Source organism: Oceanisphaera avium (genome assembly GCF_002157875.1).
Lineage (GTDB): Bacteria > Pseudomonadota > Gammaproteobacteria > Enterobacterales > Aeromonadaceae > Oceanimonas > Oceanimonas avium.
On the sequence record NZ_CP021376.1, the window covers coordinates 2,735,593 to 2,762,462 of the forward strand.

Below are 26,870 nucleotides of genomic sequence, written 5' to 3' on the forward strand. Positions count from 1 at the left end.
TTGGCGTCGTTTTATTTCTAATTTAGCGGAACTTTTTGGAAAAGCATTTAAATAGCTTGATATGAATCATACTTTAAATGAGAATGACTCGCCTTTAGTTTATGGCTTTATTTTCTTCCTCAAAAGTGGTTTTTATCAAGGAGCTGGTAGTGCAAACCTTTATTAAGTCGTCTTCTCGTCCACCTAAAAAAATGGTGTCTTCAGCAGTTGGATTAGCCGTGGCTTCCTTGGCCATGACTGCACAGGCCCAAGCGCAAAGCGTCACGCAATTAGACACAGTGACAGTGCAAGAATCTCGCGAGCAAGGCTACAAGGCGAATAACTCCGCTTCTAGTAAATACGTTAAGCCCTTATTGGACACCCCGCAAACCGTGACCGTAGTGCCACAAGAGATCATTAAAGAGCAGAAAGCACTGAGCTTGCGCCAAGTATTATCTAACGTCTCAGGCATTACCTTTGACGCGGGCGAGGGCGGTGGCGGCTCGGGTGATAAAATTAACATCCGTGGCTTTAGCGCTAACTCTAATATGCAAATTGATGGTCTGCGCGATAGCAGCCAAAATAACCGCACCGACACCTTTAATATTGAACAAGTAGAAGTATTAAAAGGTCCTAACTCAGTATTTGGTGGTGCTGGCACTACCGGTGGCGCTATTAACCAAGTCAGTAAGGCGCCTAAACAACGCGACTTTGTTGAGGTAGGTGCGGGTTTGGGGACCGATCAATATCGCCGCTTAACCTTAGATGCTAACCAAACCTTAGAAGATGTGGGCGTAGACAGTGCTTTTCGCTTTAATATCATGGCTCATGAAAACAATGTGCCTGGTCGCAACGACATCGACCGTGAACGCTACGGCATAGCGCCATCACTCACTATTGGCCTAAGTGAAGACACCCGCGCCACCTTAAGCTACTTCTACCAAACCGATGATAATCTTCCTGACTACGGCTTGCCGGCACAAGATGGCAAAGTATTACCAGGAATAGATAGCGAGTCTTACTTTGGCTGGCGCAATTTGGATGAAGAAAAAATTCAATCTCACGCGCTTACCCTTAAGCTGGAACATGAGCTAAATGATACGACGCGTATCGAAAACCAAACCCGCTATAGTCAAGTACATAAAGATACAACTGTGTCTGCGTCGCATATTAGCCGTTTTAAAAGAAAAGCAGATCCAAAGAATCCAGGCAAATATATTGTTGATAAGGGTAATTTCCTACCAGATGGGCAATATTTACCTGCAGGGCCTCAAGCCTATCGCCGTGATGCTAAAAATGAGTTATTGATTAACCAGCTGGGTATTAGCACAGAGTTTAATACTGGCTCGTTTGAACATGATGTACTAGTAGGCGGCGAAATTGCTCGTGAAACTTATGATCTTACTTCTGGTAGTTATAACTTAGGTCAAGGTAATAGTAAGTATCCTGATAATGGTTATGATCTTTATAATCCGCCAGGTCAGTGGAATGGACCTACCAACTATGCCAACAGTGGCGGTACCGATGCCGTATTAAATACTAAGGCATTGTACGTGTTTGATACTATTGGCTTAGCGCCAAAATGGGATTTAAGCTTAGGCTTGCGCCATGATTGGGTATCTGGTGAAACCTCAAGTAAAGATAAAGATGGCGTTACCACGACTAGTGATAAAATGTTTAGTGGTCGTGCCGGTGTGGTTTATAAACCTGCCGATAATGGCCGTGTTTATTTAGCCTACGGTACTTCTTTTAATCCCTCAGCTGAAGCGCTTGCTACCTCAGGAAGCTTACCGCTTAGAGGTAATGCAGGTGTAGAGAACTTAAAATCAGAAAAAAATGACACTTGGGAGCTGGGCACCAAGTGGGAGCTAATGGATGGCCGCTTAGGCATTGATGGCGCCTTGTTCCGCGTTGATAAGACTAACGCTAAAGAAAAAGATGCCGCTGATAATATGTATACTGCGGGTGAGCAGCGTGTACAAGGTGTTGAGCTAGGCATCACTGGTGAAATTACTGAACAATGGCGCGTATTTGCTAACTATACTTTCTTAGATAGCGAGACCAAAAACTCTGTCACGGCACCAGAAACTATTGGTAACCAATTAGGCAATACGCCGCGTAACAGCGCAAACCTGTGGACTACTTATGAAGTGGCACCCGGCTTAGAGCTAGGTTATGGCGCTCAGTACATTGGTTCACGTGCCGTCGCGACCGATGTACCTGAGAAAGTAGATAGCTATGTGGTTCACAATGCCATGGCTTCTTATAAAGTTACTGATGCCTTTGATTTGCAGCTAAACGTCAATAACTTATTTGATAAAGAATATGCCGAACGTGTCCGTGGCCGTGCCGGTGACGATGCTCGTGGCTCAGCATTAGAGCTAGGTGATGGTCGCTCGGCGGTATTATCGGCTAACTACCGTTTCTAAGTAACGCTGTACGTTTAGCGCCTTACGCCGTACGTTTAAGCAGATAAACATTATCTTTTTTTCGTACAGCGTATAACGAATAAAGCCCCTCGCGGGGCTTTATTGTTTGAGGAGTGATTTTTTATGATGTTGCACATTCCCAACATATTAACGCCAGAGCAAGTGGCCGAGTGCCGTAAGCTGTTACTTGCTGCAGACTGGCAAGATGGTAAGAGTACCGCCGGTTTTCAATCTATGATGGCTAAAGACAATTTACAGCTGCCAGAAGACTGCGATACCGCGCGCTACATAGGTGACATGATCACTAGCGCCCTTGCTAAGCACCCGCTATTTATTGCTGCTGCTTTGCCGGCTAAAGTTTTTCCACCGTTATTTAATTGCTACCAAGGCGGGCAGTCATTTGGTATCCACGTGGATAATTCGGTGCGCTTTAATAACGCCACCGGAGAGTCGATTCGTACCGATTTATCGGCAACGTTATTTTTTTGTGAGCCAGAGGAATATGAAGGCGGCGAGTTAGTCGTCGAAGATAATTACGGCGCGCACAGCGTTAAGCTACCGGCTGGAGATTTAATTTTATACCCGTCCACCAGCTTGCATCAGGTAACGGCAGTGACCCAAGGCGCGCGCATTAGCTCATTTTTTTGGATCCAGAGCATGGTGCGTGATGATGGCCAACGGACGTTATTATTTGATTTAGACTCCAGCATTCAGCAAGTAAATCAACAATTAGGTACCGATAGCGAGACCAGCATTCAGCTAACCGGTGTCTATCATAATTTGTTGCGCCGCTGGGCCTTGTAGCTTAGGTGGGGGAAGTGAATAGTGAGGTGAGCCCTTTTGCCTGCCATTTCTCTCCTTACGCCTTACATGAATTAAAATAAAAAAGCCGACCGCATTTAAAATGCGCTCGGCTTTATCTTACAAACTAATTTAATTAAGAATTAGCCATGGCCTTTTTTTGAGCCTTGTCTGCTTTTTCTTGCAAACGATAGGCTAAGTCTTCGGCTTGAGCTTCATCTTCTAAGGCTTTAGCTTCTGGGCTAAGCGGCATCACTAAGTTCAAAATAATGGCTACTATACCGCCGGCAGCCATGCCAGAGGAGAAGACGTTCTTCACCAAGCTTGGCATAAACTGCAAGATATCCGGTACCTGAGACACACCTAAACCAACACCAAATGAAATTGCCATAATAAACAGAGCACGTCTGTCTAAGCGCTCGCGAGATAAAATACGCACGCCCGCTGCGGCAATAGAGCCAAACATCACCAGGGTTGCCCCACCTAATACTGGCTCAGGGATGCGCTGCACTAAGGTACTAATGGCTGGGAACAAACCCATTAATACCAAGATGCCTGCCACGAAGAAACCCACGTAGCGACTGGCTACACCGGTCATTTGGATAACACCGTTATTTTGGCTAAAAGTAGAAACAGGGAAGGTATTAAATATTGAGGCCAAGGAGGAGTTAACACCATCACCCATGACACAGCCTTTAATACGTTTCATATAAATAGGACCTGATACCGGCTCACCGGATACTTCAGAAGTGGCTGTGGTATCACCAATGCCCTCGAGTGCAGTAATTAAAAACACCAATACGAGGGGAATAAAGAGCGAAGCATCAAAACCTAGCCCGTATTTCATCGGAATAGGTAAAGCGATGGCTGCTGTGTCAGTCACTACCGCCGGTGGTACCTTACCCATATACATGGCAAGTAGGGTGCCGGCAACCATGGCGACTAAAATGGAAGATAAGCGCACATAGGGGTTAGGTATGCAGTTCATGATAATAATGATCAGCAATACGGTACCGGCTAGTGCTAAATTTTCTAAAGAGCCAAAGCTGCCATCGGCCATGGCGCCAAAACCGCCACCAATAGAGGTTAAGCCAATTTGAATGAGCGTTAAACCAATAAGAGTCACGATAATGCCACTCACTAGCGGTGAGATTATGCGACGAGCTAGGTGTAAAAAGCGCGATAAAATAATCTCGGTGGGCGCAGCTAACAGTGCAGTACCAAAAATGGCAGCCAGCATAGCTTCGGTGGTGACGCCCCCGTCTTTCATCGCTAAACCACTGGCGATAATGGGGCCTAAGAAGTTAAAGCTAGTCCCTTGAATCGACAGTAAGCCAGTCCCAATCGGACCAAAGCGTTTCATCTGAATGAAAGAAGCGATACCGGTAATAAACAACGACATACTAATAATATGTGCCGTGTCTTGAGCCGGAATGCCCAATGTTTGGCAAATAATTAAGGGGGGCGTAATAACCGCCACAAACAAGGCTAACAAATGCTGGATTGCAGCAAATAACGCCTGCATCACTGGCGGTTTGTCGTGTAGCTTGTATACCAGTTCACTTTGGCTGAGCTGGGCTTGAGTGGGTGCTGATTGGCTCATGATTTGTGCATTCCAAAAGTAAGTAGCAAGAAGGTAACGGCTTAGTGCCCCTGAATGCTTTTGCATCCGAAGCTATGTTTTCACATAAAGACTATTGCTGCAACAATGTTAATTTGTTGTATGTTGCTTGTTGTTATTTTACTTACTAGGCCTGCTCTGATGACGAGCGCGCATAGAGTAAGTGAGAAGACAGATTTAGACCAACTCAAAGCATGCATGTTTTACATCTTAATATGCCTTTTATTAATAGTTGTTGCGTTTGAGTCTCTGGCTTTGTGCTGAATCAATGCCTTAGCTGACCTAGACTTTATTAACTTAAGGTGAGGTTTCTTTAGTTAGGCTAATAAGAGTAAACTCGCTCTTTTGATGCCGCTTTTAAAAGACTGGCACGAGATGGTAAAAGGATCGATGCAGTGGAATTTGAATTTTTTCGTGACTTAAATGGCCAGCATAGAGCCCGTTTTTCCATGGGCCATGAAGTCATGGGCGCTTGGCTTACCGATGAAGTGACTGTGGTCGAGGCCAGCGAGTTATTGAGCGTAATTAAGCAGCTGGAAACTGGTGAACAGCAAGAAGTTAAAAGATCTTATGGTGAGTGCAGCTTGCTGTTAACTCCTGAAGAAGCTGAATTTAGCGCTCATGCCTTATCTTTTGACAGTGAGCTAGAAGAGGGCATGGTGTATTACGATGATGAGCTTTATGCCGGCTGCGGCTTGGATGACTTAGCTCGAGTGTTAGTGCAGTGGCGAGATTTTTGTACGAATAAGTAAGACACTGCGCCAAACTAAAGAAAGAGCGGAGTTGGTCTTTATGCTGTCATCCTGACGTACGTTAGGATCTCGCTTTAAACCTTAGTAACTAAATCCCCTGTGCTACGCAAGACACGGAAAAGTGAAGTAAAAATAGTGATCTTAACGTAAGCACTAAGCGCCCAGCACCAAGCTCAACAAAAGACGGTAGTAGTCTTTCAGCTTGGCGCTTAAATTAAAACTCTACCTTTCCTCTGGCGCTTTTTATTTTACCGCGATAAGTTTTGCTATCGGTTCGCTTGCGCCTCGCGTTCTTACTGGGCTGAGTGGGGCGGCGTACTTTTACGGGCTTGCCTGCTAATTGCAATAAATTGACCAAGGCTTGCTTAGCAAAGTCTTTATTCATTAATTGGCTGCGCTGATTTTCTGAGCGGATCATAATCCAGCCCGACTCCAATACCCGATTATCCTTCATTTTCGCTAAAGCTAACTTATAGGTTGCTGGCAGGCTTGGACTGTTGGCGTAATTAAAGCGCAGCTGCACGGCAGAGTCGGTTTTATTAACGTGTTGTCCGCCTGGGCCGCTAGCGCGCATGGTGATAAATTCTAATTCATGCTCGGGAATAATGACGCGAGCAGAGATAGTGAGCATTTAAGTTCCTTGTGGCTAAATAACAGACTGTATTTGTAGGTTTAGCCTGTTTATTACACTAGTGAAGGTAGGGCTATTTAAGCGCGTACCTTCTCTATGTTAACACATTCGTGTTCTTGTGAATTGCCGCGATTTTTTTAGGCGTAAGTAAGGTGAGGAATGATCTGGCGCAAGGTTTGGCGCGCTATTGTTGGCACACTAGCAAACACGGTTGCGCATGAAACTCTTTATCATTTCGATGTGGATTGCTTCTTTAGGGCGCCCGAGTATACTCCTGAACATTAATTATTCTCACTCAACAAATGGATGTTAAGCATGTCTACTAAGTTAGCGTTATCTGCCGCCGCCTTGCTAGTGGCCAGTGTGGCCGGCCAAGTGGTTGCCGAAGAAGTTAATGTGTATTCAAACCGTCAAGATTTTCTAATCAAGCCCATTATCGATACCTTCACTGAAGAAACGGGGATTGATGTTAATGTGGTGTTTTTAAAAGATGGCATGGCTGAACGTTTAGAGCGAGAAGGTCGTCTTTCACCTGCGGACTTATTACTTACTGTTGATATCAGCCGCTTAATGGAAGTGGTAGATAAAGACTTAACTCAGCCCGTTGATAGCGAAATTTTAGAAAAGAGTGTGCCTGCTCAATACCGTGATGCAGATGGCCAGTGGTTTGCACTGACTACCCGCGCGCGCGCTATTTATACTGCCAAAGACCGAGTGGGTAAGCGTGATGACATTACCTATGAAGAGCTAGCTGATCCTAAGTACAAAGGAAAGATTTGTACTCGCAGCGGCAAACACCCTTATAATGTGGCGCTGATTTCCTCCATGATCGATGAACATGGCGAAGCCGAGACCAAGACCTGGTTACAAGGCGTAAAAGCTAATTTAGCACAAAAACCTCAAGGCGGTGACCGTGACCAGATCAAAGCGGTTAACGATGGGGTATGCGATTATGCACTGGGTAATAGCTATTACTATGGCGTGATGCTCAGTGATGAAGCGCAGCGCGAAACAGCAGAAGGTGTATATATTAACTTCCCTAACCAAGCAGATCGCGGGACTCACGTTAACATTTCTGCGGTTGCCTTGGCTAAACATGCTAAAAATAAAGACGCCGCGGTGAAGTTAATGGAGTTTTTGGTCAGTGATGAAGCGCAGCATCTTTATGCTTCTGCTAATCATGAATACCCTGTTAAAGACGGCGTTGAACCTTCTGAATTAGTTAAAGGTTGGGGTGATTTCGCTGCCGATAAACGCCCATTGGTTGATATAGCAACTCATGCTAAAACCGCAGTGCAATTGGTAGACGACGTTAAATTCGATCTATAAAAAGACGGGGCAAGGCCCCGTTTTGAGTGTGCAATGAAACGTACGAGTTGGACCGTCAGTAGCTGGGTGTTAGCCTTGCTGCTGACTTTGCCTATTATGGCGCTTATTTATGAGGCACTGTTGCCTACCGAAGATGTGTTTCGCCATCTCTGGGGATCTGTGCTGCCTACCTATATTAGCAATACCTTTAGGCTAGTAGTGGGCGTGATGCTGTTTAGCTTTCTTGCCGGCGTCCCCGCCGCTTGGCTAATGGCAATGTGTGAATTACCGAGCAAGCGCTATCTACAATGGGCATTAATCTTGCCGCTCGCTATGCCCTCTTATATTGTCGCCTTCGTTTATACCGACTTATTAGATTTTTCAGGCCCTGTGCAAAGCACACTGCGGCACTGGTTTGGTTGGCAATCGGCAAGTGATTATTACTTTCCTGCAATTCGCACCCTTGGGGGGGCCGCTTTAGTGCTGGGCTTAGTGTTATTCCCCTATGTCTATTTATTAGCGCGCACCGCCTTTATGGAGCAATCGTTAAGCTTAGTCCAATCAAGTCGATTATTAGGTTGTAGCCCGTGGCAGAGCTTTAAACGTATTAGCTTGCCGCTAGCACGCCCGGCCATAGTGGTTGGCTTATCATTGGTGGCCATGGAAACACTGGCCGAATTTGGCACCGTGAATTTTTTTGCCGTTAACACTTTAACCACCGCCGTGTATGACACTTGGCTTGGTTATGGCAGCTTAAATGCAGCAGCCAAAATTTCCGCCATTATGCTGCTGGTGGTCATGCTGTTGCTTAGCCTAGAGCGTATGAGCCGTAAGCGCCAACAAGTGTTTCAAAAAAGCTTAGGCCAAGAGCAACATAGCGGTTATGTATTAACGGGGTTAACCAAGTGGTGTGCCCTAGTTTTTTGTTGGAGCCTAGTCCTTTTAGGGTTTTTATTGCCCTTTGTTATCTTGTGTTATCACGCCATTCGCTACTTCGACAAAGCATGGAATAGCCGCTTCTTCGAATACAGTCTCAATAGCTTGCTGCTCTCTAGCGTAGTGGCAGGCTTGGCTTTAATGGTGGCATTAGTGCTGGCCATGAGCCATCGCTTAACCGGCAAAACCTATACTCAAATTCCTAAGCGCTTGGCTTCCATGGGCTATGCCTTACCCGGAGCTGTGCTGGCGATTGGGGTATTAGTGCCACTAACCAGCTTAGATTTTGCTATTAATGATGCAGCACTTTGGCTTGGGCTCGCTGAGCCTGGACTAGTGTTTACCGGCACCATGGCCGCCATTGCTTTTGGTTATTTGGTACGTTTTGGCGCCATGGCCATTGGCTCGGTGGAAAGTAGTTTAGGTAAAGTTTCACCCTCGCTTGATATGGTGAGTCAAACCATGGGTTATCGTCCCAGTGCCATTATGATGAAGGTGCATGTGCCGCTGATCCGAAAAGGTATTTTAGCAGGGGTATTGTTAGTCTTTATCGAATGCATGAAAGAATTGCCGGCGGCTTTATTGTTACGCCCTTTTAATTTTCAAACGCTCGCTACGTATGTCTATCAATTTGTGTCTGACGAACAGCTGGAGTTAGGGGCCTTACCGGCCATCGTTATTGTGCTGGTAGGTTTAATTCCGCTTATTTTCTTAAACCGATCATTGGAGCAAACTCACTAATGGCGGCACTCGAAGTTAGCGGCTTAAGCTGCAATTATCACGGCACGGCCGTATTAAACAATTTATCTTTGCAGGTACAAGAAAACGAAATTATGTGCCTACTGGGCGCCAGTGGCTGTGGGAAAACCACGCTATTAAAAGCCATTGCCGGTTTGCTGCCGATCAGTCAGGGTGAAATTGCCATTCATCAGCAGGTGATGAATGCACACCATGTGGCCGTGGTGCCAGAAAAGCGCAATATCGGAATGATTTTCCAAGATTATGCGCTGTTTCCGCATTTAAACGTGGCGCAAAACATCGCCTTTGCGATTCAAAATAAAGAGCCGAATAAGCGCCATGTCCAAGAGCGAGTTGAAGAGATGCTGGCGCTAGTCAATTTGTCAGACTTAGGTGATCGCCATCCCCATCAGCTGTCCGGTGGACAACAACAGCGAGTCGCGATTGCAAGAGCCATGATCGCTAAGCCGCAACTGATGCTACTTGATGAGCCGTTTTCAAATATTGATACCCAAGTACGCATGCGCTTGATCACCGAGATCCGCGAGCTCTTAAAAAGCCAAGGCATTAGCGCAATATTTGTGACTCATAGTAAAGAAGAAGCCTTTGCCTTTTCCGATCGCTTAGCGCTGTTTCGTGCCGGCCATATCGAGCAAGTAGGGCGACCACAAACTCTGTATCAACATCCGCAAAGTCGGTTTGTGGCAGATTTTTTAGGTTTAGCCAATTATGTGCCCGCAACTGTGATTGATGCCTACACGGTATTAACTGCGATGGGCACGGTGCGCAGCCAAGCCGCCTTGAATGCGCAAGTAGGCGCAAGTGGTCAGTTAATGTTACGACCGCGTCAAATTCAACTTTCTCTAACTGAGCAAGGTAATGGCAAGGTGGTAGAGCAGCAATTCTTAGGTACTCATAGCCGCTGTGCCGTAGAGTGCCAAGGCTTGCGCTTAGAAGTGAGTACGAATGAGCTATTACCCGCAGTAAGCCAAGTGCATGTTAGTATTTTACCTCATGCACTCACTTTTTTTGCAGATAGCCAAGGACAGCGCGCCGTTGCTTAAACATATTGTTCAAATAAAGTGAGCACGCTTTGGTGCAAACTGGCGATGGGCGTGTCGTGGGTGGGAGTGATAAAGATGGTATCGTCACCGGCAATGGTACCAAGAATACCTTCAGCTTTGCCCAGTGAGTCTAGCATGCGGGCAATGAGCTGAGCCGCACCGGGGCTGGTATGAATAACAATTAACGCGCTGTTATGCCCCACATCTAACACTAAGTTTTTAAGCTGGCTGCTAGAAGTGGGCACGCCTAATTCTACGGGTAAACAATACACCATTTCCATTTTGGCGTTGCGAGTACGAACCGCGCCAAACTTGCTCAGCATACGAGATACTTTAGACTGGTTAATATTTTCAAAGCCTGCGTCTTGCAATGCCGCTACTATCTCGGCCTGAGAACCAAAACGTTCCTCATTGAGTAAGGCCTTAAAGACTTTAATAAGGTGTTCTTGTTTTTCGTTCATAGTGTGTAGCCAAATGAGCGGAGAATGAGCCGTATTGTCTATCTCTGCTCGCTAATTATCAAGGATTAGTCATTTACACTGCATAATAATGCAAAATTAGCTTGCAATGTGGGTGTCGCAAAATAAAATTACTCATCTATTCTGACATTAAGCGTGGACATAGCACATGGGCATAGAATTCAATCATATTTGTAAGTCCTGGGCTGGTCAGGAAATATTAAGTCAGGTTTCGCTTAGCTGTCCGCCGGGCGAGATTTTAGTGCTACTGGGGCCCAGTGGTGCCGGAAAAAGCTCGCTATTGCGGCTAATGAATTTATTAGATATTCCCGACTCGGGGCAATTGACCATTGCTGAGCAACACTTTAGCTTTCCAGATAACCACCTTGGGCGCTTAAGTAAGCGCGCACAATTACTGCGCGCTAAAGTGGGGATGGTATTTCAACAATATCATTTATGGCCCCACCTCACGGTTGAGCAAAATTTATTAGAAGCGCCGATTAAAGTACTAGGCATGAGCAAAAGTGCGGCGCAAGATAAGGCTCGCCAATTATTAGCACAATTAAAGCTAAGCGATAAAAGTGGCGCTTGGCCTAATGCGCTTTCTGGCGGACAGCAACAAAGAGTCGCTATAGCACGCGCCTTAATGATGACCCCCAAAGTCTTGTTATTTGATGAGCCCACGGCAGCCTTAGATCCCGAGATCACTAAAGAAGTGGCCGAGATTATTTTGCAACTAAGAAAAACCGGTATTACGCAAGTGGTGGTTACCCACGAAGTGGGCTTTGCGCGGCGAGTGGCCAGTAAAATAGCCTATCTTGAACAAGGGCGCTTAATTGAATATGGCGATGCCAGTTTATTGGATAGTCCAAAAACCCAGCGCTTTGCCGAGTTTTTAAAGCATTAAAGGCCCTTAGGGCGTGATAATCATAAAAAGGATAGCAACCGATGAAGAAGACAGTATTAGCCGTGGCACTGTGTGCCACCAGCCTAGGTGCGGCACAGGCCGAAGAGGTAAAGTTTGTTACCAATGCTGCTTATGCGCCCTTTGAATTTGTTGATGAAAACAATGAAATGCAAGGCTTTGATATTGACTTGGCGAAAGCCATTTGTGAAGTGCAAGAATTAAATTGCAGCTTTCATAACCAGGCTTTTGATAGTTTGATCCCAAGCCTTAAGTTCCGTCGCTATAACGCCGCCATTGCTGCTATGGACATTACACCAGAGCGAGCCAAGCAAGTGGACTTTAGTGATATTTATTATGAAAACTCCGCGGTGTTTGTCGCACCGGAAAATAAGTTTGAGCAATTAGACGAGCTACAACAAGAAACGGTTGGCGTACAAAACGGCACCTCTCACCAAAAATATATTCAAGATAAATTAGAAGCCAAAGGCATGACAGCGCGCCCTTACCAAAGCGTACAAGATGCCTTACTCGATATGAGTAATGGTCGTATTAATGCAGTATTTGCGGATACGGCGGTGGTGGGTGATTGGCTGGCGAGCAATTCGGGATATGCGGTATTAGGAGAGCGCATTACCGATGATGGGTACTTCGGTACTGGCTTTGGTATCGCCGTCACTAAAGGCAATCAGGTGTTGTTAGAGCAAATTAACCAAGGGCTAAGCAAGCTTAAAGAGAACGGTACTTACGATAATCTCTATCAACAGTACTTCCCTAAGTAAGATGCTGTCTCACTTAATGAATGCCAGCCTAATGACCTTAGGGCTGGCATTAACCTCTTTGGTGCTCGGGCTGATACTGGCAATTATGCTGTGTGGCGCCGAGATGAGCCGGTTTACCCTGCTGCGCTGGCCGGCCACACTGCTGGCTACTGTATTGCGCGGCTTACCGGAAATCTTAGTGGTATTTTTTATCTACTTTGGCTCCACTCAAGTACTTTTCTTAATCACCGACCAATATATAGAGTTCAGCCCTTTTTGGTGCGGGGTGACGGCCTTGTCGCTGTTATTTGCCGCCTATGGTGCCCAAACGCTACGCGGAGCCTTGAATGCGGTGCATCAAGGGCAGCGCCAAGCCGCCCAGGCACTGGGTCTACCGCCTTTATATACCTTTATTAATATTACTTTGCCGCAAACTTGGCGCCATGCGTTGCCGGGTTTAGGAAATCAGTGGTTGGTGCTGCTTAAAGACACAGCACTGGTGTCTTTAATCGGGGTACACGATCTGATGTTTCAAGCCAAAGCAGTGGCTTCTCGCACGTATGAGCCCTTTACTTGGTATGGCATCGCGGCCTTGATTTATTTAGCAATCACCTTAGTTAGCCAACAAGGCCTGCAAAGACTACGAAGACAGGTAACGCGTTATGACTGATTGGGTTAGCTCATGGATAAATAGCGGGCCTAACTGGTTAAGTTATATTCCAGCTTTATTAGAAGGCGTCAATATTACGCTGCAAATCACCGCAGCAGGCTTAGCCTTAGGTTTATGCATCGCCCTCAGTTTAACCTGGATACTAGAGCGTAAAGTGCCAGTGCTTGCTCAGCTCACTGAGGGCTATATTTTATTAATTACCGGCACGCCGTTATTGGTACAAATTTTTTTAATTTATTATGGCCCCGCTCAATTTACTTGGATAAAAGAGAGCTGGGCGTGGCACTACCTTAAAGAGCCCATGTTTTGTGCCATCCTCGCCTTGGGCATGAATGCTGGCGCTTATACTTGTCGACTTTTTAAAGGTGCGCTGGATGCCGTGCCTAAAGGGGAAACGCTGGCGTGCCAAGCGCTGGGTATGTCGCACTGGCAAATGCTCAGTGTTAAGTTACGCCATGCGATGCGCCGGGTGATCCCCGCTTATTCTAATGAAGTGGTATTAGTGCTTAAAGGCAGCTCCTTGGCTAGTACTATCTCTATTATGGAGATTATGGGCTTAGCGCAACGTATTAATGGTCAAACTTACGATACCTTAGCGGTCTTTGGTTTAGCGGGAGCTATTTATTTAATTCTTAATGGTTTGCTAACTTGGCTCTTTCATCGTTTAGAAAAGCGAGCACTGCAATTTCAACGCGCTCATTAACCGCCAACTTGCCGTTAACCGCTTAGCTGCTCACAAACAATAGCTTCACATCCTCTTAACTATTGTGTTTTTATAGGTCATTAGCTATGTTGCTAATGACCTAGGAAACGTCTTAGAACTCAAATAATAACGGAGATCAGCTATGAAAGTTGCCGTACTTGGAGCCGCCGGTGGTATCGGCCAAGCTCTGGCCCTGCTGCTAAAAACGAAATTGCCTGCCGGTTCTGAATTAAGCCTGTACGATATTGCACCCGTTACCCCAGGTGTTGCTGCGGATCTTAGCCATATCCCAAGTGACGTAAAAATAGTAGGCTTTGCTGGGGAAGACCCTACTGAGGCACTGCAAGGGGCTGATATTGTGCTGATCTCTGCAGGCGTAGCGCGCAAGCCCGGCATGGACCGTGCCGACTTATTTAATGTAAACGCCGGTATTGTTAAAAATTTAATAGAAAAAGTAGCCACTGCTTGCCCTAAGGCCTGCATTGGTATCATTACCAACCCAGTTAACACCACAGTGGCTATCGCGGCCCAAGTGTTGAAAAAAGCCGGGGTGTACGATAAAAATAAATTATTTGGTGTCACTACTTTAGATGTAATCCGCAGTGAGACCTTTGTTTCTGAAATGAAAGGGCTTTTGCTAAAAGAGGTAAAAGTACCTGTGATTGGCGGCCACAGTGGGACCACCATCTTACCGCTATTATCACAAGTAACCGGCGCTTCCTTTAGCGAGCAAGAAGTGGAGCAACTGACCCACCGCATTCAAAATGCCGGTACCGAAGTGGTAGAAGCCAAAGCGGGCGGGGGGTCTGCGACCTTATCCATGGGCTATGCCGGTTGCCGTTTTGCGCTGTCCTTGGTAGATGCGTTATCTGGTAAGTCCGATGTGGTTGATTATGCCTATGTTGAAGGCGGCAGTGAGCATGCTCAATTCTTTGCTCAGCCACTACTCCTTGGCAAGAACGGCGTAGAAAAAGTATTGCCCTATGGCGAGCTAAGTGCGTTTGAACAAAAGGCCATGGAAGAAATGCTAGAGACGCTAAAAGGCGATATCAAAAAAGGCATTGAATTCGTTAGCTAACAGTCGCGAATAAACGTTATATCAAAGGGAGCTTAGGCTCCCTTTTTGCTGGCTGGCTCTTAACTGGGCATTGAGAAATATGAATCGTGAAGGAGTAAAGCTGAGTGAAGAGTAAATCGTAAAGAGTGAGGCGGGGGTGAGTTATAAACTAAAAAAGGTAGCGCTGGGCGCTACCTTTTTTGTTTGCGAGTTAATAATAGCGGGCAAGTTTGTGCTATTTATTCCTCACCCTGGTTAAGCAATAGTAGGGCGCTTTTTATGTTGAAAGACGAGCGCAATAAAGCACACTGCTGCCGTTACTGCACCAATAATCTGGCTGTAATCGGGGGATAAGTTAAAGCCAATGGGATTGGTGGTGATATAGGATACCGTAATCGCCGTACCCACTACCGCCGGAATACTGGCCACCCAATGGCAAGTACCGCGATCAAATAGGTACTTAGTGGCTAACCACAGCACGCTGGTGGAGAGCAGCATGTTGGAGAAGGCAAAGTAGCGCCAAATTAATGCGAAGTCTAAAAACGTCATTAAGTAGGCAATGCCGAGTAAAGGGACGGATAGTAATAAGCGATTGCGCACCGTTTGCGATACTTTAAAGGCATCCATTATCGTTAAACGCAGTGAGCGAAACGCGGTGTCACCTGAGGTAATTGGGAAGATAGCCACCGCTAAAATCGCCATGACGCCACCTACCACGCCTAAATAACCGGTGGCAATATGATTGACCACTAATCCCGGCCCGCCTTGGGCGAGCATGGCTTTTAATTCTAAATAGCCACCTGGGAAGGCAGCAATTCCCGCCATTGCCCACACACAAGCAACGATGCCTTCGCACATCATGGCGCCATAAAACACGGGTCGTGCATATTTTTCATTGGTTAAACAGCGAGCAATCATAGGCGATTGGGTCGAGTGAAAGCCACTAATAGCACCACAAGTAATGGTTAAAAATAGTAATGGCCACACCGGCGCACCATCGGGATTAGGCGCTAATAAGTCCGCATGGTCGTGGGGGTGAAAATAGGAAAATATATCGCCGACCTGGGGTAAGTGCGGTGCTTCTAATAATAAAGCACCGGCAATTAAGGTGGTCATGACTATCATCAAGAAGCCAAATAATGGGTAAAGCTTAGTAATGATCTTATCGATAGGCAGCAAGGTGGCTAGAAAGTAGTAACCTAAAATCAGTAATACCCAAAAGCTATTTCCCGCTAAGAAGGTGCCTTCAAAGTAAGATAAGTTACTGAGTAAGCCGGCGGGACTCATAATAAACACCACGCCCACAAAGAACAGCAACATAGCAGTGAAGATGAGCATGATGCCTTTAAAGACCACATTGTAATAATGGCCAGCAATTTCAGGAAGACTTTTACCGTCTTCTTTTAGGCTCATTACCCCCGAGAAGTAATCGTGTATTGCGCCGCCTAACACGTTACCTATTACTATCCATACCAGCGCAATTGGGCCATAAATGGCACCTAAGATAGGACCAAAAATAGGGCCTACACCGGCGATATTTAAAAATTGGATTAAAAAGGCTTTGGCAGGGCTAATCGCCACATAATCTACACCATCTTCTAAACGCTGCTGAGGGGTGGCGATAGTGGGATCAATACCGGCTTGTTTTTCAACAAAGGGACCATAAAATTTATAGCCAAGAATAAGTATGGCTATGCTGACCAAGAAAATAAGCATAGAAAAATTTCCTTATTATTTTAGGGGCTTACTTTTAAATATGTTCAGCAAGGTAGCATGTCAGCAAATGACTGAGTATCAAATTATGCCCGCCTCACTATCTAATTAAGCACAATGAGATCTAGGTTAAATAAACGCACTATTCAGTCATAATTTTGCGTCGTTTATCACGCGCTATTACATCGAAAATTTATTGTTAGCGCTTAAAGTTCGTCGAAAAAAGCACCTAGTTTGAGAAGGTAAACCTTTAATCAAAGGCATTAGTGGCTTAATAGAGGAGAGGGTAAGGGGGCGGGATTTAAATATTTTTAAACGCCCTGCCACATCAAGGTGTCGTGGCAGGGCGCGAGTAACAAGCATTACATCTGCTGATTGAGTCCCATCTCCCAAAAGTCGATTTCTAAGCGGGTCGCATCGTTAAAGATTCGACTGAGCTGTTTAAAGCGGGCCGGCGTAATATCGGCTAAACGCTCATCTAGCCAGGCGCGTTCTGCTTGAGCGGCGGCTTGAAACTCGGCACTTTCATACATAGCGAGCCACGCTTCATAAGGGTTATTGTCACCGCGTACCGTAGTAGGCTGCTCAATTAAAAAGCGCGCCACCTCAGCATAGCCGACCAAACAAGGCGCTAATGCGACATGCATATCTAATAAATCACCGCGATTGCCGGTGTCTAATACATAGCGGGTATAAGCCAGAGTCGCGCGCGCTTCGGGTAGCTCGCTTAAGTCTTGCTCGCTAATGCCCCATTGCTGGCAATAATCAATGTGTAAACCGAGCTCTAAGTCGATAATGGCATCAAAGCCAGCTTTAGCGTGGCGCAAGTCGGCTAAGGTAGGGCTTTTATAAGCGGCGAGGGCAAAGGCGCGGCCAAACTGAATTAAGAATAAATAATCTTGTTTCAAATAGTGGCGAAATGCTTGGGGCGCTAGCGTGCCGGCGCCGAGCTGGCGAACAAAGTCATGTTCAATATACGCGGTCCAAGGTTGAAGGTTTTCTTTTTTTAAGTCATCGAAAGTAAAGCTCATTTCCTGTCCTTTTGTGAATGTGCCTAAGGTAAGTGACGTCATTTTATCGTTTAATAATGGGGGCTCGCGCCCAAAACGCCTCTATATTGGACAAAATTCACTCAAAATCAAGATATTAACGACAAAGCTAACCTGTCACTCGCGCCGACCTTATATTGTTAGGTAAAAGTTAACAAGATGTTATAGAGAGTGCGCCTAACCCTGATGGCTACACGCTTAGCCAAAGGGTTTTCTCTAGGGAAATGTGAGTTTTAGGATGTGTACCTAGTGTTGTTGCGCTTAGGGGCTGTTAGGTTTTCGTTGTTGTGATTGTCGTTATTGCGTATACTTTCACCCCGTCTTGAATTCCTTATTTCATCCGTTCCTTAGCTTCTTCAGGTTCTACATGACAACTAAATATATTTTTGTTACTGGTGGGGTTGTGTCGTCCCTGGGTAAAGGCATTGCAGCCGCTTCCCTGGCGGCTATCCTCGAGGCTCGTGGTCTTAATGTGACCATTATGAAGTTGGATCCTTATATTAACGTGGATCCCGGTACCATGAGCCCGACTCAGCACGGTGAAGTGTTTGTCACAGATGATGGCGCTGAAACCGACTTAGACCTCGGTCATTATGAGCGTTTTATTCGCACTAAAATGACTCGTCGCAATAACTTTACCTCAGGTCGTGTCTATGCCGACGTGCTGCGCAAGGAACGACGCGGCGATTATTTAGGCGCCACCATTCAGGTGATCCCCCATATTACTAATGCCATCAAAGACCGTGTGATTGCCGGTGCTGAAGGCCATGATGTGGCGATCGTAGAAGTGGGCGGCACAGTCGGCGATATTGAGTCTTTGCCGTTTTTAGAAGCGCTGCGCCAACTTGCAGTACAAGTAGGACGCGAAAATACGCTGTTTATGCACTTAACCTTAGTGCCATATTTAGCTGCCGCCGGTGAAGTAAAAACCAAACCGACTCAGCACTCAGTAAAAGAGCTGCTGTCTATCGGTATTCAGCCAGATATTTTGATTTGTCGTAGTGACCGTGTGATCCCTGCGAATGAGCGCGCCAAGATAGCCCTATTTTGTAACGTGTTAGAAAAAGCCGTTATCTCGTTAAAAGACGTGGACTCTATCTATAAAATCCCCGCGCTGCTGCGCTCGCAGGGTTTAGATGAATTAGTGGTTAAGCGTTTTAATTTAACGTGCCCACCGTCAGACTTATCTGAGTGGGAGCAAGTTATCTATGAAGAAGCCAATCCTACCGGTGAAGTGACCATAGGGATGGTCGGTAAATACATAGAGCTGCCGGATGCTTATAAGTCGGTCAATGAAGCCCTTAAACATGGTGGCTTAAAAAATCGCTTAACGGTTAATATTAAATATATTGACTCTCAAGACCTAGAAACCAAAGGTGAAAGCCTGCTAGAGGGCTTAGATGCGATTTTAGTACCCGGTGGCTTTGGCCCGCGCGGCATTGAAGGTAAAATTATGGCCGCCCGCTATGCGCGTGAGCACCGTGTGCCTTACTTGGGCATTTGTTTAGGCATGCAAGTGGCACTGATTGAATATGCGCGTAATGTGGTCGGGCTTGAGGGCGCACATTCTTCAGAGTTTGATGCCGACAGCCCTTATCCGGTGGTAGGCTTAATCACCGAATGGTTAGACGAAGAGGGCGTGGTTGAAGTGCGCGATGAGTTATCTGACTTAGGCGGCACCATGCGCTTAGGCGCTCAGTTGTGCCATTTAGAGCCAGGTTCTAAAGTACATGGACTCTATGGCTCAGACACCATTTATGAGCGCCACCGTCATCGCTATGAAGTTAATAATCACTTGCTGCCTAAAATTGAGGCGGCAGGCATGAAAGTTACCGGACGTTCGGCCGATAAGAAATTGGTCGAAATTATTGAAAACCCCGATCATCCTTGGTTTGTGGCAGCGCAATTCCATCCGGAATTCACTTCTACTCCTAGGGACGGACATGGCCTATTTACCGGCTTTATTAAAGCCGCGGGCCAATATCAGCAGGGAGAGCTGGAATAACCTAATATCACGGCTGAGCATGAAGCTCGGCCGTATTTTTTAGTGCTTTATCCCGTTTTTACCTTTCAACTAAGAGGAAGTTAGAGAATGGCTAAGATCGTTAAAGTGATCGGTCGTGAAGTGATAGATTCACGTGGCAACCCTACCGTAGAAGCCGATGTTTTTTTGGAAGGTGGCTTCATGGGTCGCGCTATTGCGCCATCCGGTGCGTCTACCGGCTCTCGTGAAGCGTTAGAGCTTCGCGATGGTGATAAAACCCGTTATTTAGGTAAGGGCGTACAAGTTGCCGTTATCAATATTAATAAGCCGATTGCTCAAGCTTTGATTGGCAAAGATGCAACTAATCAAGCGGAAATCGATCAAATTATGATCGACTTAGATGGCACAGATAATAAAGCTAAGCTTGGCGCGAATGCCATTTTAGCGGTTTCTCTGGCGGTAGCTAAAGCGGCGGCGCTGTCTAAAGATATGCCTTTGTATGCATGGATTGCCGAGTTATACGGCACTCCAGGTAAATACTCTATGCCGTTGCCGATGATGAATATCATTAATGGCGGCGAACATGCCGACAATAACGTCGATATTCAAGAGTTTATGATCCAGCCAGTAGGCGCGAAAAACATTAAAGAAGCGCTACGCATGGGTGCCGAAGTTTTTCACAGCCTCGCTAAAGTATTAAAGTCAAAAGGCTTAAGTACCTCTGTAGGTGATGAAGGTGGCTTTGCGCCAAACTTAGAGTCTAATGAAGCAGCATTAGTGGCCATTAAAGCCGCCGTTGAGCAAGCTGGCTATGAGCTGGGCAAAGACATTACCTTAGCCATGGACTGTGCGGCGTCTGAGTTTTATGACAAAGCGAAAGGTAATTACAACTTAAGCGGTGAGGGCAAAGTCTTTAGCGCCAATGAGTTTACTCATTATCTTGAAGATCTAACGCAGCGCTACCCCATCGTGTCTATTGAAGATGGCTTAGATGAGTCAGATTGGGAAGGTTTTGCTTACCAAACTAAAGTGCTGGGCGATAAAATCCAACTGGTGGGTGATGACTTGTTCGTGACCAATACCAAGATTTTAAAAGAAGGTATCGATAAAGGCGTTGCTAACTCAATCCTCATCAAGTTCAACCAAATTGGTACCTTAACCGAGACGCTGAACTCCATTAAAATGGCACAAGATGCGGGCTACACAGTGGTTATTTCACATCGCTCAGGCGAAACGGAAGATACCACCATTGCTGACTTAGCAGTGGGCACCTGTGCCGGTCAAATTAAGACTGGCTCTATGAGCCGCTCAGATCGCGTTGCTAAATACAACCAGCTGATCCGTATCGAAGAAGAGCTAAACGGCCAAGCCCCGTTTAATGGCTTATCTGAGATTAAAGGCCAAGCGTAAGCTCTTTGCTTAGCTAAAGGCATAGCGGTGCTTAATAAAGCCGCCAGAATAACAAACCCCGCCATGTGCGGGGTTTCTTTTGTTCAGCGCTCGAATATGGGAAACTAGCCGGCTATTCGTGGAGGAATAATGCGCACTCTTACCCTGATCCTGCTCGCCGTGCTCTGCAGTTTGCAATATCACTTATGGTGGGGCAAAAATGGTTTAGCCGAATACCATGAGGTGCAAGCTTCTGTCGAACGGCAAATGGATGATAATGAACAATTAGTGAGTCGCAATGCCTTGTTATATAGAGAAATTGAAGACTTAAATAAAGGGTTAGCGGCCGTGGAAGAGCTAGCGCGTAATGATCTGGGCATGATAAAACCCGGTGAAACTTTTTATCGCCTGCTATTAACAGAAAAGCTTAAGCCATGAGTGCGCCTAATTTCAGCGTGACTGCTATCGTACCGGCCGCCGGCATTGGTAGTCGCATGCAAGCAGACCGCCCTAAGCAATACTTAACGCTCGCCCAGAGTACAGTTATTGAGCATACCCTCACTTGTTTATTAGCCGAGCCTGATATCGAGATGATTATTGTGGCGCTTGCTGCCCACGATAGGTGGTTTGCACAACTGCCCTTGGCTACACATCCTCGCATTAAGACAGTAGTAGGCGCAGCTGAGCGGGCTAATACGGTACTCAATGCCTTACAAGAGGTCACCAGTGAGTGGGTGCTAGTACATGATGCCGCGCGTCCTTGTTTACATGCTTGTGATTTAGCGGCGGTGCTTAAGGCCGGGCAACAAGCAGACGGCGCCATCTTAGCCAGTCGCGTGGTCGATACCATGAAGCGCGGTGATGGCGAGGGGCTCATTGCTGAGAGTGTTAGCCGTGAAGAGCTATGGCATGCCCTAACGCCTCAATGTTTTGCAACGCAGACACTGCTAGAAGCGTTAAGTGCGGCGCTGGCCGCTGGCGCCACCATTACTGATGAAGCCTCCGCTATGGAATGGGCCGGTTTTAAACCACAGTTAGTCGCGGGGCGAGCCGATAATATTAAAATTACCCGCCCAGAAGATTTAAGCCTAGCGCAGTTTTTTTTAGAGAAAAAATAACAGCCTAGTTGCATGCTGCTTAGTTAGTGACAAGCACCAAAGTAATATAAAAATTAAACTGAGATAAAAACGCTCAGTGACTAAACACACTGAAAAGTGTTGCTAGTTGCCTAATTAGAATAAAAGTTTAGCTTTTAATCAGTAACGTGAGTTTTACGTGAAGCAGTCCTACGGTGCGCTTTGGTCTGACTTTGGTACTAAGAGGCGCGGCAAAAGTTGTTTAGCGGGTCTTTAAAAGATAAGCGCGCCCTGCTTAATAAATAAAAGAGAACACAATTATGATGCGAATTGGACACGGTTTTGATGTACATAAATTTGGCGGCGAAGGGCCTTGTATTTTAGCCGGCGTGGCCGTGCCCTACGAGCAAGGCTTGTTAGCGCACTCTGACGGGGACGTAATTTTACATGCGCTCACCGATGCCTTGCTCGGGGCCATTGGCGCGGGTGATATTGGCCGCCATTATCCTGATACCGATGCTGCCTATAAAGGCGTTGATAGTCGAGTATTGCTGCGCGATGTAGCTAAAAAAGTGACCGCGGCGGGATTTTCTCTTAATAATGCCGATGTGACCGTATTAGCCCAAGCTCCTAAGTTATCGCCTTTTATTGACGCTATGGTGGCGAATATTGCTGCGGATCTGCAAGTGTCAGCTGAGCAAATTAACGTAAAAGCTAGCACCACTGAACAATTAGGCTTTGTCGGGCGAAAAGAAGGCATAGCGGCAGAAGCGGTCGTGTTGCTCACTAAAAATACCTAATAAAAGCGAACCATAATGACAGAACAAGACGCCAATATTTCTCAAGAACACTCTGCTCATTCTGAGAGTGCCGCTAAGATAGCGACGCCTGAGTGGGCGTATTTACACGGTGAGCCCAGTGCTTATGGCGGCTTAAAAAGGACGCCTGAAGATTTTAAAGTGCGAGAAGACTTAGGCTTTGCTCCGTGCGGCGAAGGAGAGCATATTTTTTTAAATATCCGAAAGCGTGGACAAAATACTCAGTGGATCGCACGCGAGCTGGCAAGAGTCGCTAAGGTTACGCAACGAGAAGTGAGTTGGGCGGGCTTAAAAGATAGACACGCGGTCACTGAGCAGTGGTTTGGCGTGCATTTGCCTGGCAAGGCGGAGCCGGATTTTTCGAGTTTAGAAAATAGCGATGTACAAATATTAGCGCGGGCTCGTCATAACAAAAAATTAAAAATCGGCGCCCTAAAAGGCAATTGGTTTGAGTTGGTGATCACGGACTTATCTCACACTGCTGACTTAGAAACACGTTTAAACGCCATTGCCAGTCGAGGTGTGCCTAACTATTATGGCGACCAGCGCTTTGGTCATCACTTTGGCAATATTACTCACGCACGCGCCATGTTTAATGGGCGCAAAGTAAAAGATCGCACTAAGCGCTCACTTTATTTATCGGCGGCGCGCAGTTATTTATTTAATTTAGCCGCTAGCCACCGTTTAAGTGCAGGTTTAGGCGAGCAATTATTAGCGGGCGATTGCTTAATGCTGGCCGGAACTCAATCATTTTTTACCATTAATGAAGACAACCCCCTTGATGCCACCTTACAAGCGCGTTTTGCGAGTGACGATGTGCGCTTAAGTGCACCACTTTGGGGGCGGAGCCGCTTACCAAGTATAGAGACTGCTGCACAGCTGGAGCTCAGTGCGCTTGCTGAACACGCTGATCTTTGCCAAGGATTAGAAAACCAAGGACTCAAACAAGAACGTCGCCCTTTATTGCTAAAACCTCAGCAGCTTACTTGGCAGCTAGCAGAGGATCGCTTGTGTTTAGCCTTTTGGTTGCCAGCAGGCAGTTATGCAACCAGTGTGGTGCGTGAGCTGGTTAAAGACGGGGTAGGTAATGAAGATATTAGTAAGTAATGATGATGGGGTGAACGCGCTAGGCATTCATACTTTGAGCCGAGCGCTGGCTGAGTTTGCTGAAGTGGTGACAGTCGCGCCCGATCGCAATCGCAGTGGTGCGAGTCACTCCTTGACGCTTGAAGTGCCGCTGCGTATCGATAAAATTGATGCTAGTGGCTTTTATTCGGTTAAGGGTACCCCGACCGATTGTGTGCATTGGGCGGTCAATGGCTTATTAGATCCCGATCCCGATCTGGTGGTGGCAGGCATTAATCATGGTGCCAATTTAGGGGATGATGTGCTTTACTCGGGCACGGTGGCAGCGGCAACCGAGGGGCGCCATCTTGGTTTACCCTCTTTAGCAGTGTCTTTATGTGGACAACGCTACTTTGAAACGGCCGCACACTACGCTTGTTTATTAGTACAAGGGCTGCTGCGGGCCCCTCTGGCTACCAACCAAATACTGAATGTCAATGTTCCCGACTTGCCCTTAAGCGAAATTCAAGGTATCAAAGTGACTCGTTTGGGTAATCGTCATCGCTGCGATCCAGTATTAAAAGAATTTGATCCTCGAGGGCGCGAAATTTATTGGATAGGCCCCCCCGGTGCCATGCAAGACGCAGGAGCAGGGACCGACTTTGATGCAATAGAAAGGGGATATGTGTCTATTACCCCGCTCACCATAGATATGACTGCCCATGGCAAGATGGCGGCGCTCGCCTGCTGGATAAAGGAAGTAGAGTAAAGGTGCTTACGTTAGCAGGACAGCGGCTTTATGATTTGCTGCAACAACAAGGAATTAGTAACGAAAAGGTGCTGCATGCTATTGCCAGCTTACCGCGTGCGCAATTTGTCGATGAAGCTATGTCCCATAAAGTCTGGGATAATAGCGCCTTGCCCATTGGTTTTGGTCAAACTATTTCGCAGCCTTATATAGTGGCGCGCATGACGCAAACCTTGCTTGAACAAACTCCCTATCCTAAGCGGGTGTTAGAAGTAGGCACCGGCTCTGGTTTTCAAACGGCGGTGTTAGCGCAATTAGTAGAGCAAGTCTTTACTATAGAGCGGATTAAATCTTTACAATACCAAGCGCGGCGGCGCTTACAGCGACTGGACTTATACAATGTCGCCACCAAACATGGTGATGGCTGGCAAGGTTGGGCAAGCAAAGCTCCCTTTGACGCTATTATGGTGACGGCGGCAGCCCAAGAAACACCACAAGCGCTGTTATCACAGTTAGCTGAGGGAGGACGCATGGTGATCCCTGTTGGCCAAGCCCAACAATCATTATGGTTATATCAGCGCCATGGCCACCAATTTACCCGTACCGAGCTTGAAGCGGTGCGTTTTGTTCCGTTAGTGAAAGGCGATCTTGAGTGAAAATTTTTTCTCGGTTATATCAACAGGTGATGATTTGGGCTTTGCATCGTCACGCGCCTGTGTATTTATCCGCTAATAGTTTTATTGAGTCTATTTTTTGGCCGATTCCTGTGGATGTAATGCTAGCGCCCATGACGCTCGCTAAACCACAACGAGCTTGGTTTTACGCCGCTTTAGCTACTTTTTTCTCGGTATTAGGCGCCGGCTTTGGTTATTGGCTGGGCTATGCCTTATGGGATCCGATTGTGGCGCCTTTTATTACCTCTATGGGTTATGAAGAAAAAATTGAGTTAGCAAAAGCGTGGTTTAATGAGTGGGGCATATGGGTTATTTTTATCGCCAGTTTCACCCCTATTCCTTATAAAGTGTTTACCGTTACCGCCGGTATGCTCAGCATGGCGTTTTTACCCTTTGTGTTAGTGTCTTTAGTGGGACGGGGCTTGCGCTTTTTCTTAGTGGCGGGCTTGATGAAGTGGGGCGGCGTTAAGATGGAAGCAAAGCTTATCCGCTATATCGATATTTTAGGTTGGCTATGTTTAATTGCCGCCGTGGTTGCTTACTTGTTGCTACGAAACTGATGGGTAAGCAGGGCCGCATTTTCACGCTATTGGGTATCAATGTCTTGTTGATCACCTTGCTGAGTGCGTGCTCTGCTTCTCGTCCTGCGCCGGTAAAAGGCGTGCACGCCAGAGGCCAAATTGCCGCTAATGGTAATCAATATGTGGTTGCTAAAGGCGATACTCTCTATTCTATTGCTTGGCAAGCCGGCACCGACGTACTAAGCCTAGCGCGTCATAATCGTATTCACCCCCCTTATTCCATCTACTCAGGGCAAACACTGCGCATCGATGTACCCGGAGCTAAACGTGCTCACTATAAAGTACGCCGTGGCGATACGCTTAATAGCATTGCTCGAAAAACTAACCACAAGGTGGCTGACTTAGCGAGTTTAAATGGCTTAAGACCGCCTTATCGTATTTATGTCGGGCAAAGTTTAACGCTGCATGGGCATGCTAGTCCTGCAACTCGCGCGCCCACTCGCAAAATAACAGTCGCGAGTACTACTGGCGCTCCCACCGCTAAAAAGACTGAGATCGCAAAACCTAAGACCTCGGTTGCACCTAAACCCGGAAAGGTATACGTTGGATCTGCTGCTCAAAAACAAGCAGCTACTAGCGGTGCCATTCAATGGCAATGGCCCACGAGTGGGCAAGTGATATCAGGCTTTTCATTAGCGGAAACCGGTAATAAAGGCATTGATATTAAAGGCAGTAGAGGGCAAGCCATCAAAGCCTCTGCAGCAGGAAAAGTCGTTTATGCAGGAAGCGGGCTACGTGGCTACGGCAATTTAATCATTATTAAACACAATGACGATTATTTGTCTGCTTATGCTCACAATGAGGTGCTTAAAGTAAAAGAGCAGCAAGTGGTGAGTGCAGGGCAACACATAGCAGATATGGGAAGTAGTGACACCACAGATGTACGGTTACATTTTGAAATCCGTCATCAGGGTTCATCGGTGAATCCAATGAGCTATTTGCCAAAAAGATAACACCCGGG

26 protein-coding genes are annotated in these 26,870 nt (G+C 46.6%); 21 read left to right on the forward strand and 5 right to left on the reverse strand.

The window, feature by feature from the left end; all coding sequences use genetic code 11:
* The first annotated feature begins 149 nt into the window (after window positions 1-149).
* Window positions 150-2,408: a TonB-dependent receptor gene (locus CBP12_RS12630; protein ID WP_198341815.1), complete on the forward strand. Its 2,259-nt coding sequence runs from the start codon at window positions 150-152 to the stop codon at window positions 2,406-2,408.
* A gap of 123 nt (window positions 2,409-2,531) precedes the next feature.
* Window positions 2,532-3,212, forward strand: coding sequence for a Fe2+-dependent dioxygenase (locus CBP12_RS12635; protein WP_086964940.1), 681 nt, complete (start codon window positions 2,532-2,534; stop codon window positions 3,210-3,212).
* A gap of 133 nt (window positions 3,213-3,345) precedes the next feature.
* Here the strand turns inward: CBP12_RS12635 and CBP12_RS12640 are convergent, their stop codons facing one another.
* Window positions 3,346-4,812 (reverse strand): uracil-xanthine permease family protein, encoded by a 1,467-nt coding sequence (locus CBP12_RS12640; RefSeq protein ID WP_086964942.1) that lies wholly within the window; start codon window positions 4,810-4,812, stop codon window positions 3,346-3,348.
* 413 nt (window positions 4,813-5,225) lie between these two features.
* Between CBP12_RS12640 and CBP12_RS12645 the strand changes: the two genes are divergently transcribed.
* Entirely contained in the window at window positions 5,226-5,582 is a 357-nt protein-coding gene (locus CBP12_RS12645) for a YacL family protein (protein ID WP_086964944.1), read from the forward strand.
* Between the two features lie 214 nt (window positions 5,583-5,796).
* On the opposite strand, the gene arfB is transcribed toward CBP12_RS12645, so the two are convergent.
* A complete protein-coding gene (gene arfB, locus CBP12_RS12650; RefSeq protein WP_086964946.1) occupies window positions 5,797-6,213 on the reverse strand; it encodes an alternative ribosome rescue aminoacyl-tRNA hydrolase ArfB in 417 nt (138 codons plus the stop codon).
* A gap of 315 nt (window positions 6,214-6,528) precedes the next feature.
* On the opposite strand from arfB, the gene CBP12_RS12655 reads away from it, so the two are divergent.
* The 3 genes from CBP12_RS12655 to CBP12_RS12665 are packed head-to-tail and all read left to right on the forward strand — an operon-like array spanning window position 6,529 to window position 10,259.
* Window positions 6,529-7,542, forward strand: a complete 1,014-nt coding sequence (locus tag CBP12_RS12655) for a Fe(3+) ABC transporter substrate-binding protein (RefSeq protein ID WP_086964948.1) — start codon at window positions 6,529-6,531, stop codon at window positions 7,540-7,542.
* Window positions 7,543-7,575: 33 nt separating this feature from the next.
* The gene (locus tag CBP12_RS12660) at window positions 7,576-9,198 is read left to right on the forward strand and encodes an ABC transporter permease (protein WP_086964950.1); all 1,623 of its coding nucleotides are present in this window, start codon (window positions 7,576-7,578) and stop codon (window positions 9,196-9,198) included.
* Window positions 9,198-10,259 (forward strand): ABC transporter ATP-binding protein, encoded by a 1,062-nt coding sequence (locus tag CBP12_RS12665; RefSeq protein ID WP_086964952.1) that lies wholly within the window; start codon window positions 9,198-9,200, stop codon window positions 10,257-10,259. The genes CBP12_RS12660 and CBP12_RS12665 overlap by 1 nt, the downstream gene beginning before the upstream one ends.
* Here CBP12_RS12665 and argR read toward each other — a convergent pair.
* Complete coding sequence (gene argR / locus CBP12_RS12670) at window positions 10,256-10,720, reverse strand: transcriptional regulator ArgR (RefSeq protein WP_086964954.1); 465 nt, start codon at window positions 10,718-10,720, stop codon at window positions 10,256-10,258. The two genes, CBP12_RS12665 and argR, sit on opposite strands and share 4 nt — an antisense overlap.
* A 166-nt stretch (window positions 10,721-10,886) precedes the next feature.
* Between argR and CBP12_RS12675 the strand changes: the two genes are divergently transcribed.
* The 5 genes from CBP12_RS12675 to mdh all read left to right on the forward strand — a co-directional run bounded on the left by CBP12_RS12675 (window position 10,887) and on the right by mdh (window position 14,833).
* Window positions 10,887-11,624 carry an ATP-binding cassette domain-containing protein gene (locus CBP12_RS12675; RefSeq protein ID WP_086964956.1) on the forward strand — a complete coding sequence of 246 codons (738 nt, stop codon included), beginning with the start codon at window positions 10,887-10,889 and terminating at the stop codon, window positions 11,622-11,624.
* A 41-nt stretch (window positions 11,625-11,665) separates the two neighbouring features.
* Window positions 11,666-12,403 (forward strand): transporter substrate-binding domain-containing protein, encoded by a 738-nt coding sequence (locus tag CBP12_RS12680; RefSeq protein WP_086964958.1) that lies wholly within the window; start codon window positions 11,666-11,668, stop codon window positions 12,401-12,403.
* A gap of 1 nt (window position 12,404) precedes the next feature.
* On the forward strand, window positions 12,405-13,052 hold the full coding sequence (artQ, locus tag CBP12_RS12685; protein WP_086964960.1) for an arginine ABC transporter permease ArtQ: 648 nt from the start codon (window positions 12,405-12,407) through the stop codon (window positions 13,050-13,052).
* Window positions 13,045-13,755 (forward strand): arginine ABC transporter permease ArtM, encoded by a 711-nt coding sequence (artM, locus tag CBP12_RS12690; protein WP_086964962.1) that lies wholly within the window; start codon window positions 13,045-13,047, stop codon window positions 13,753-13,755. Before artQ ends, artM begins: the two co-directional genes overlap by 8 nt.
* Window positions 13,756-13,897: 142 nt before the next feature.
* Entirely contained in the window at window positions 13,898-14,833 is a 936-nt protein-coding gene (gene mdh / locus CBP12_RS12695; protein WP_086964964.1) for a malate dehydrogenase, read from the forward strand.
* Between the two features lie 234 nt (window positions 14,834-15,067).
* Here the strand turns inward: mdh and CBP12_RS12700 are convergent, their stop codons facing one another.
* The gene (locus CBP12_RS12700) at window positions 15,068-16,528 is read right to left on the reverse strand and encodes a carbon starvation CstA family protein (RefSeq protein WP_086964966.1); all 1,461 of its coding nucleotides are present in this window, start codon (window positions 16,526-16,528) and stop codon (window positions 15,068-15,070) included.
* A gap of 359 nt (window positions 16,529-16,887) precedes the next feature.
* Complete coding sequence (tenA, locus tag CBP12_RS12705) at window positions 16,888-17,556, reverse strand: thiaminase II (RefSeq protein WP_086964968.1); 669 nt, start codon at window positions 17,554-17,556, stop codon at window positions 16,888-16,890.
* Window positions 17,557-17,941: 385 nt separating this feature from the next.
* Between tenA and CBP12_RS12710 the strand changes: the two genes are divergently transcribed.
* From CBP12_RS12710 to CBP12_RS12755, 10 genes are all read left to right on the forward strand, one after another.
* Window positions 17,942-19,579 (forward strand): CTP synthase, encoded by a 1,638-nt coding sequence (locus tag CBP12_RS12710; protein ID WP_086964970.1) that lies wholly within the window; start codon window positions 17,942-17,944, stop codon window positions 19,577-19,579.
* A gap of 87 nt (window positions 19,580-19,666) precedes the next feature.
* Entirely contained in the window at window positions 19,667-20,968 is a 1,302-nt protein-coding gene (gene eno / locus CBP12_RS12715; RefSeq protein WP_086964972.1) for a phosphopyruvate hydratase, read from the forward strand.
* A 129-nt stretch (window positions 20,969-21,097) separates the two neighbouring features.
* Complete coding sequence (gene ftsB, locus CBP12_RS12720; RefSeq protein ID WP_086964974.1) at window positions 21,098-21,385, forward strand: cell division protein FtsB; 288 nt, start codon at window positions 21,098-21,100, stop codon at window positions 21,383-21,385.
* Entirely contained in the window at window positions 21,382-22,065 is a 684-nt protein-coding gene (gene ispD / locus CBP12_RS12725) for a 2-C-methyl-D-erythritol 4-phosphate cytidylyltransferase (RefSeq protein ID WP_086964977.1), read from the forward strand. The genes ftsB and ispD overlap by 4 nt, the downstream gene beginning before the upstream one ends.
* 278 nt (window positions 22,066-22,343) lie before the next feature.
* Window positions 22,344-22,823 (forward strand): 2-C-methyl-D-erythritol 2,4-cyclodiphosphate synthase, encoded by a 480-nt coding sequence (ispF, locus tag CBP12_RS12730; RefSeq protein WP_086964979.1) that lies wholly within the window; start codon window positions 22,344-22,346, stop codon window positions 22,821-22,823.
* Window positions 22,824-22,838: 15 nt separating this feature from the next.
* Window positions 22,839-23,948, forward strand: a complete 1,110-nt coding sequence (gene truD / locus CBP12_RS12735) for a tRNA pseudouridine(13) synthase TruD (RefSeq protein WP_086964981.1) — start codon at window positions 22,839-22,841, stop codon at window positions 23,946-23,948.
* Complete coding sequence (gene surE / locus CBP12_RS12740) at window positions 23,929-24,675, forward strand: 5'/3'-nucleotidase SurE (RefSeq protein WP_086964983.1); 747 nt, start codon at window positions 23,929-23,931, stop codon at window positions 24,673-24,675. Before truD ends, surE begins: the two co-directional genes overlap by 20 nt.
* A gap of 2 nt (window positions 24,676-24,677) precedes the next feature.
* Window positions 24,678-25,310 carry a protein-L-isoaspartate(D-aspartate) O-methyltransferase gene (locus tag CBP12_RS12745; protein WP_086964985.1) on the forward strand — a complete coding sequence of 211 codons (633 nt, stop codon included), beginning with the start codon at window positions 24,678-24,680 and terminating at the stop codon, window positions 25,308-25,310.
* Window positions 25,307-25,888, forward strand: coding sequence for a YqaA family protein (locus CBP12_RS12750; RefSeq protein ID WP_086964987.1), 582 nt, complete (start codon window positions 25,307-25,309; stop codon window positions 25,886-25,888). The genes CBP12_RS12745 and CBP12_RS12750 overlap by 4 nt, the downstream gene beginning before the upstream one ends.
* Complete coding sequence (locus CBP12_RS12755) at window positions 25,888-26,862, forward strand: peptidoglycan DD-metalloendopeptidase family protein (RefSeq protein WP_086964989.1); 975 nt, start codon at window positions 25,888-25,890, stop codon at window positions 26,860-26,862. The genes CBP12_RS12750 and CBP12_RS12755 overlap by 1 nt, the downstream gene beginning before the upstream one ends.
* Window positions 26,863-26,870: the final 8 nt, after the last annotated feature.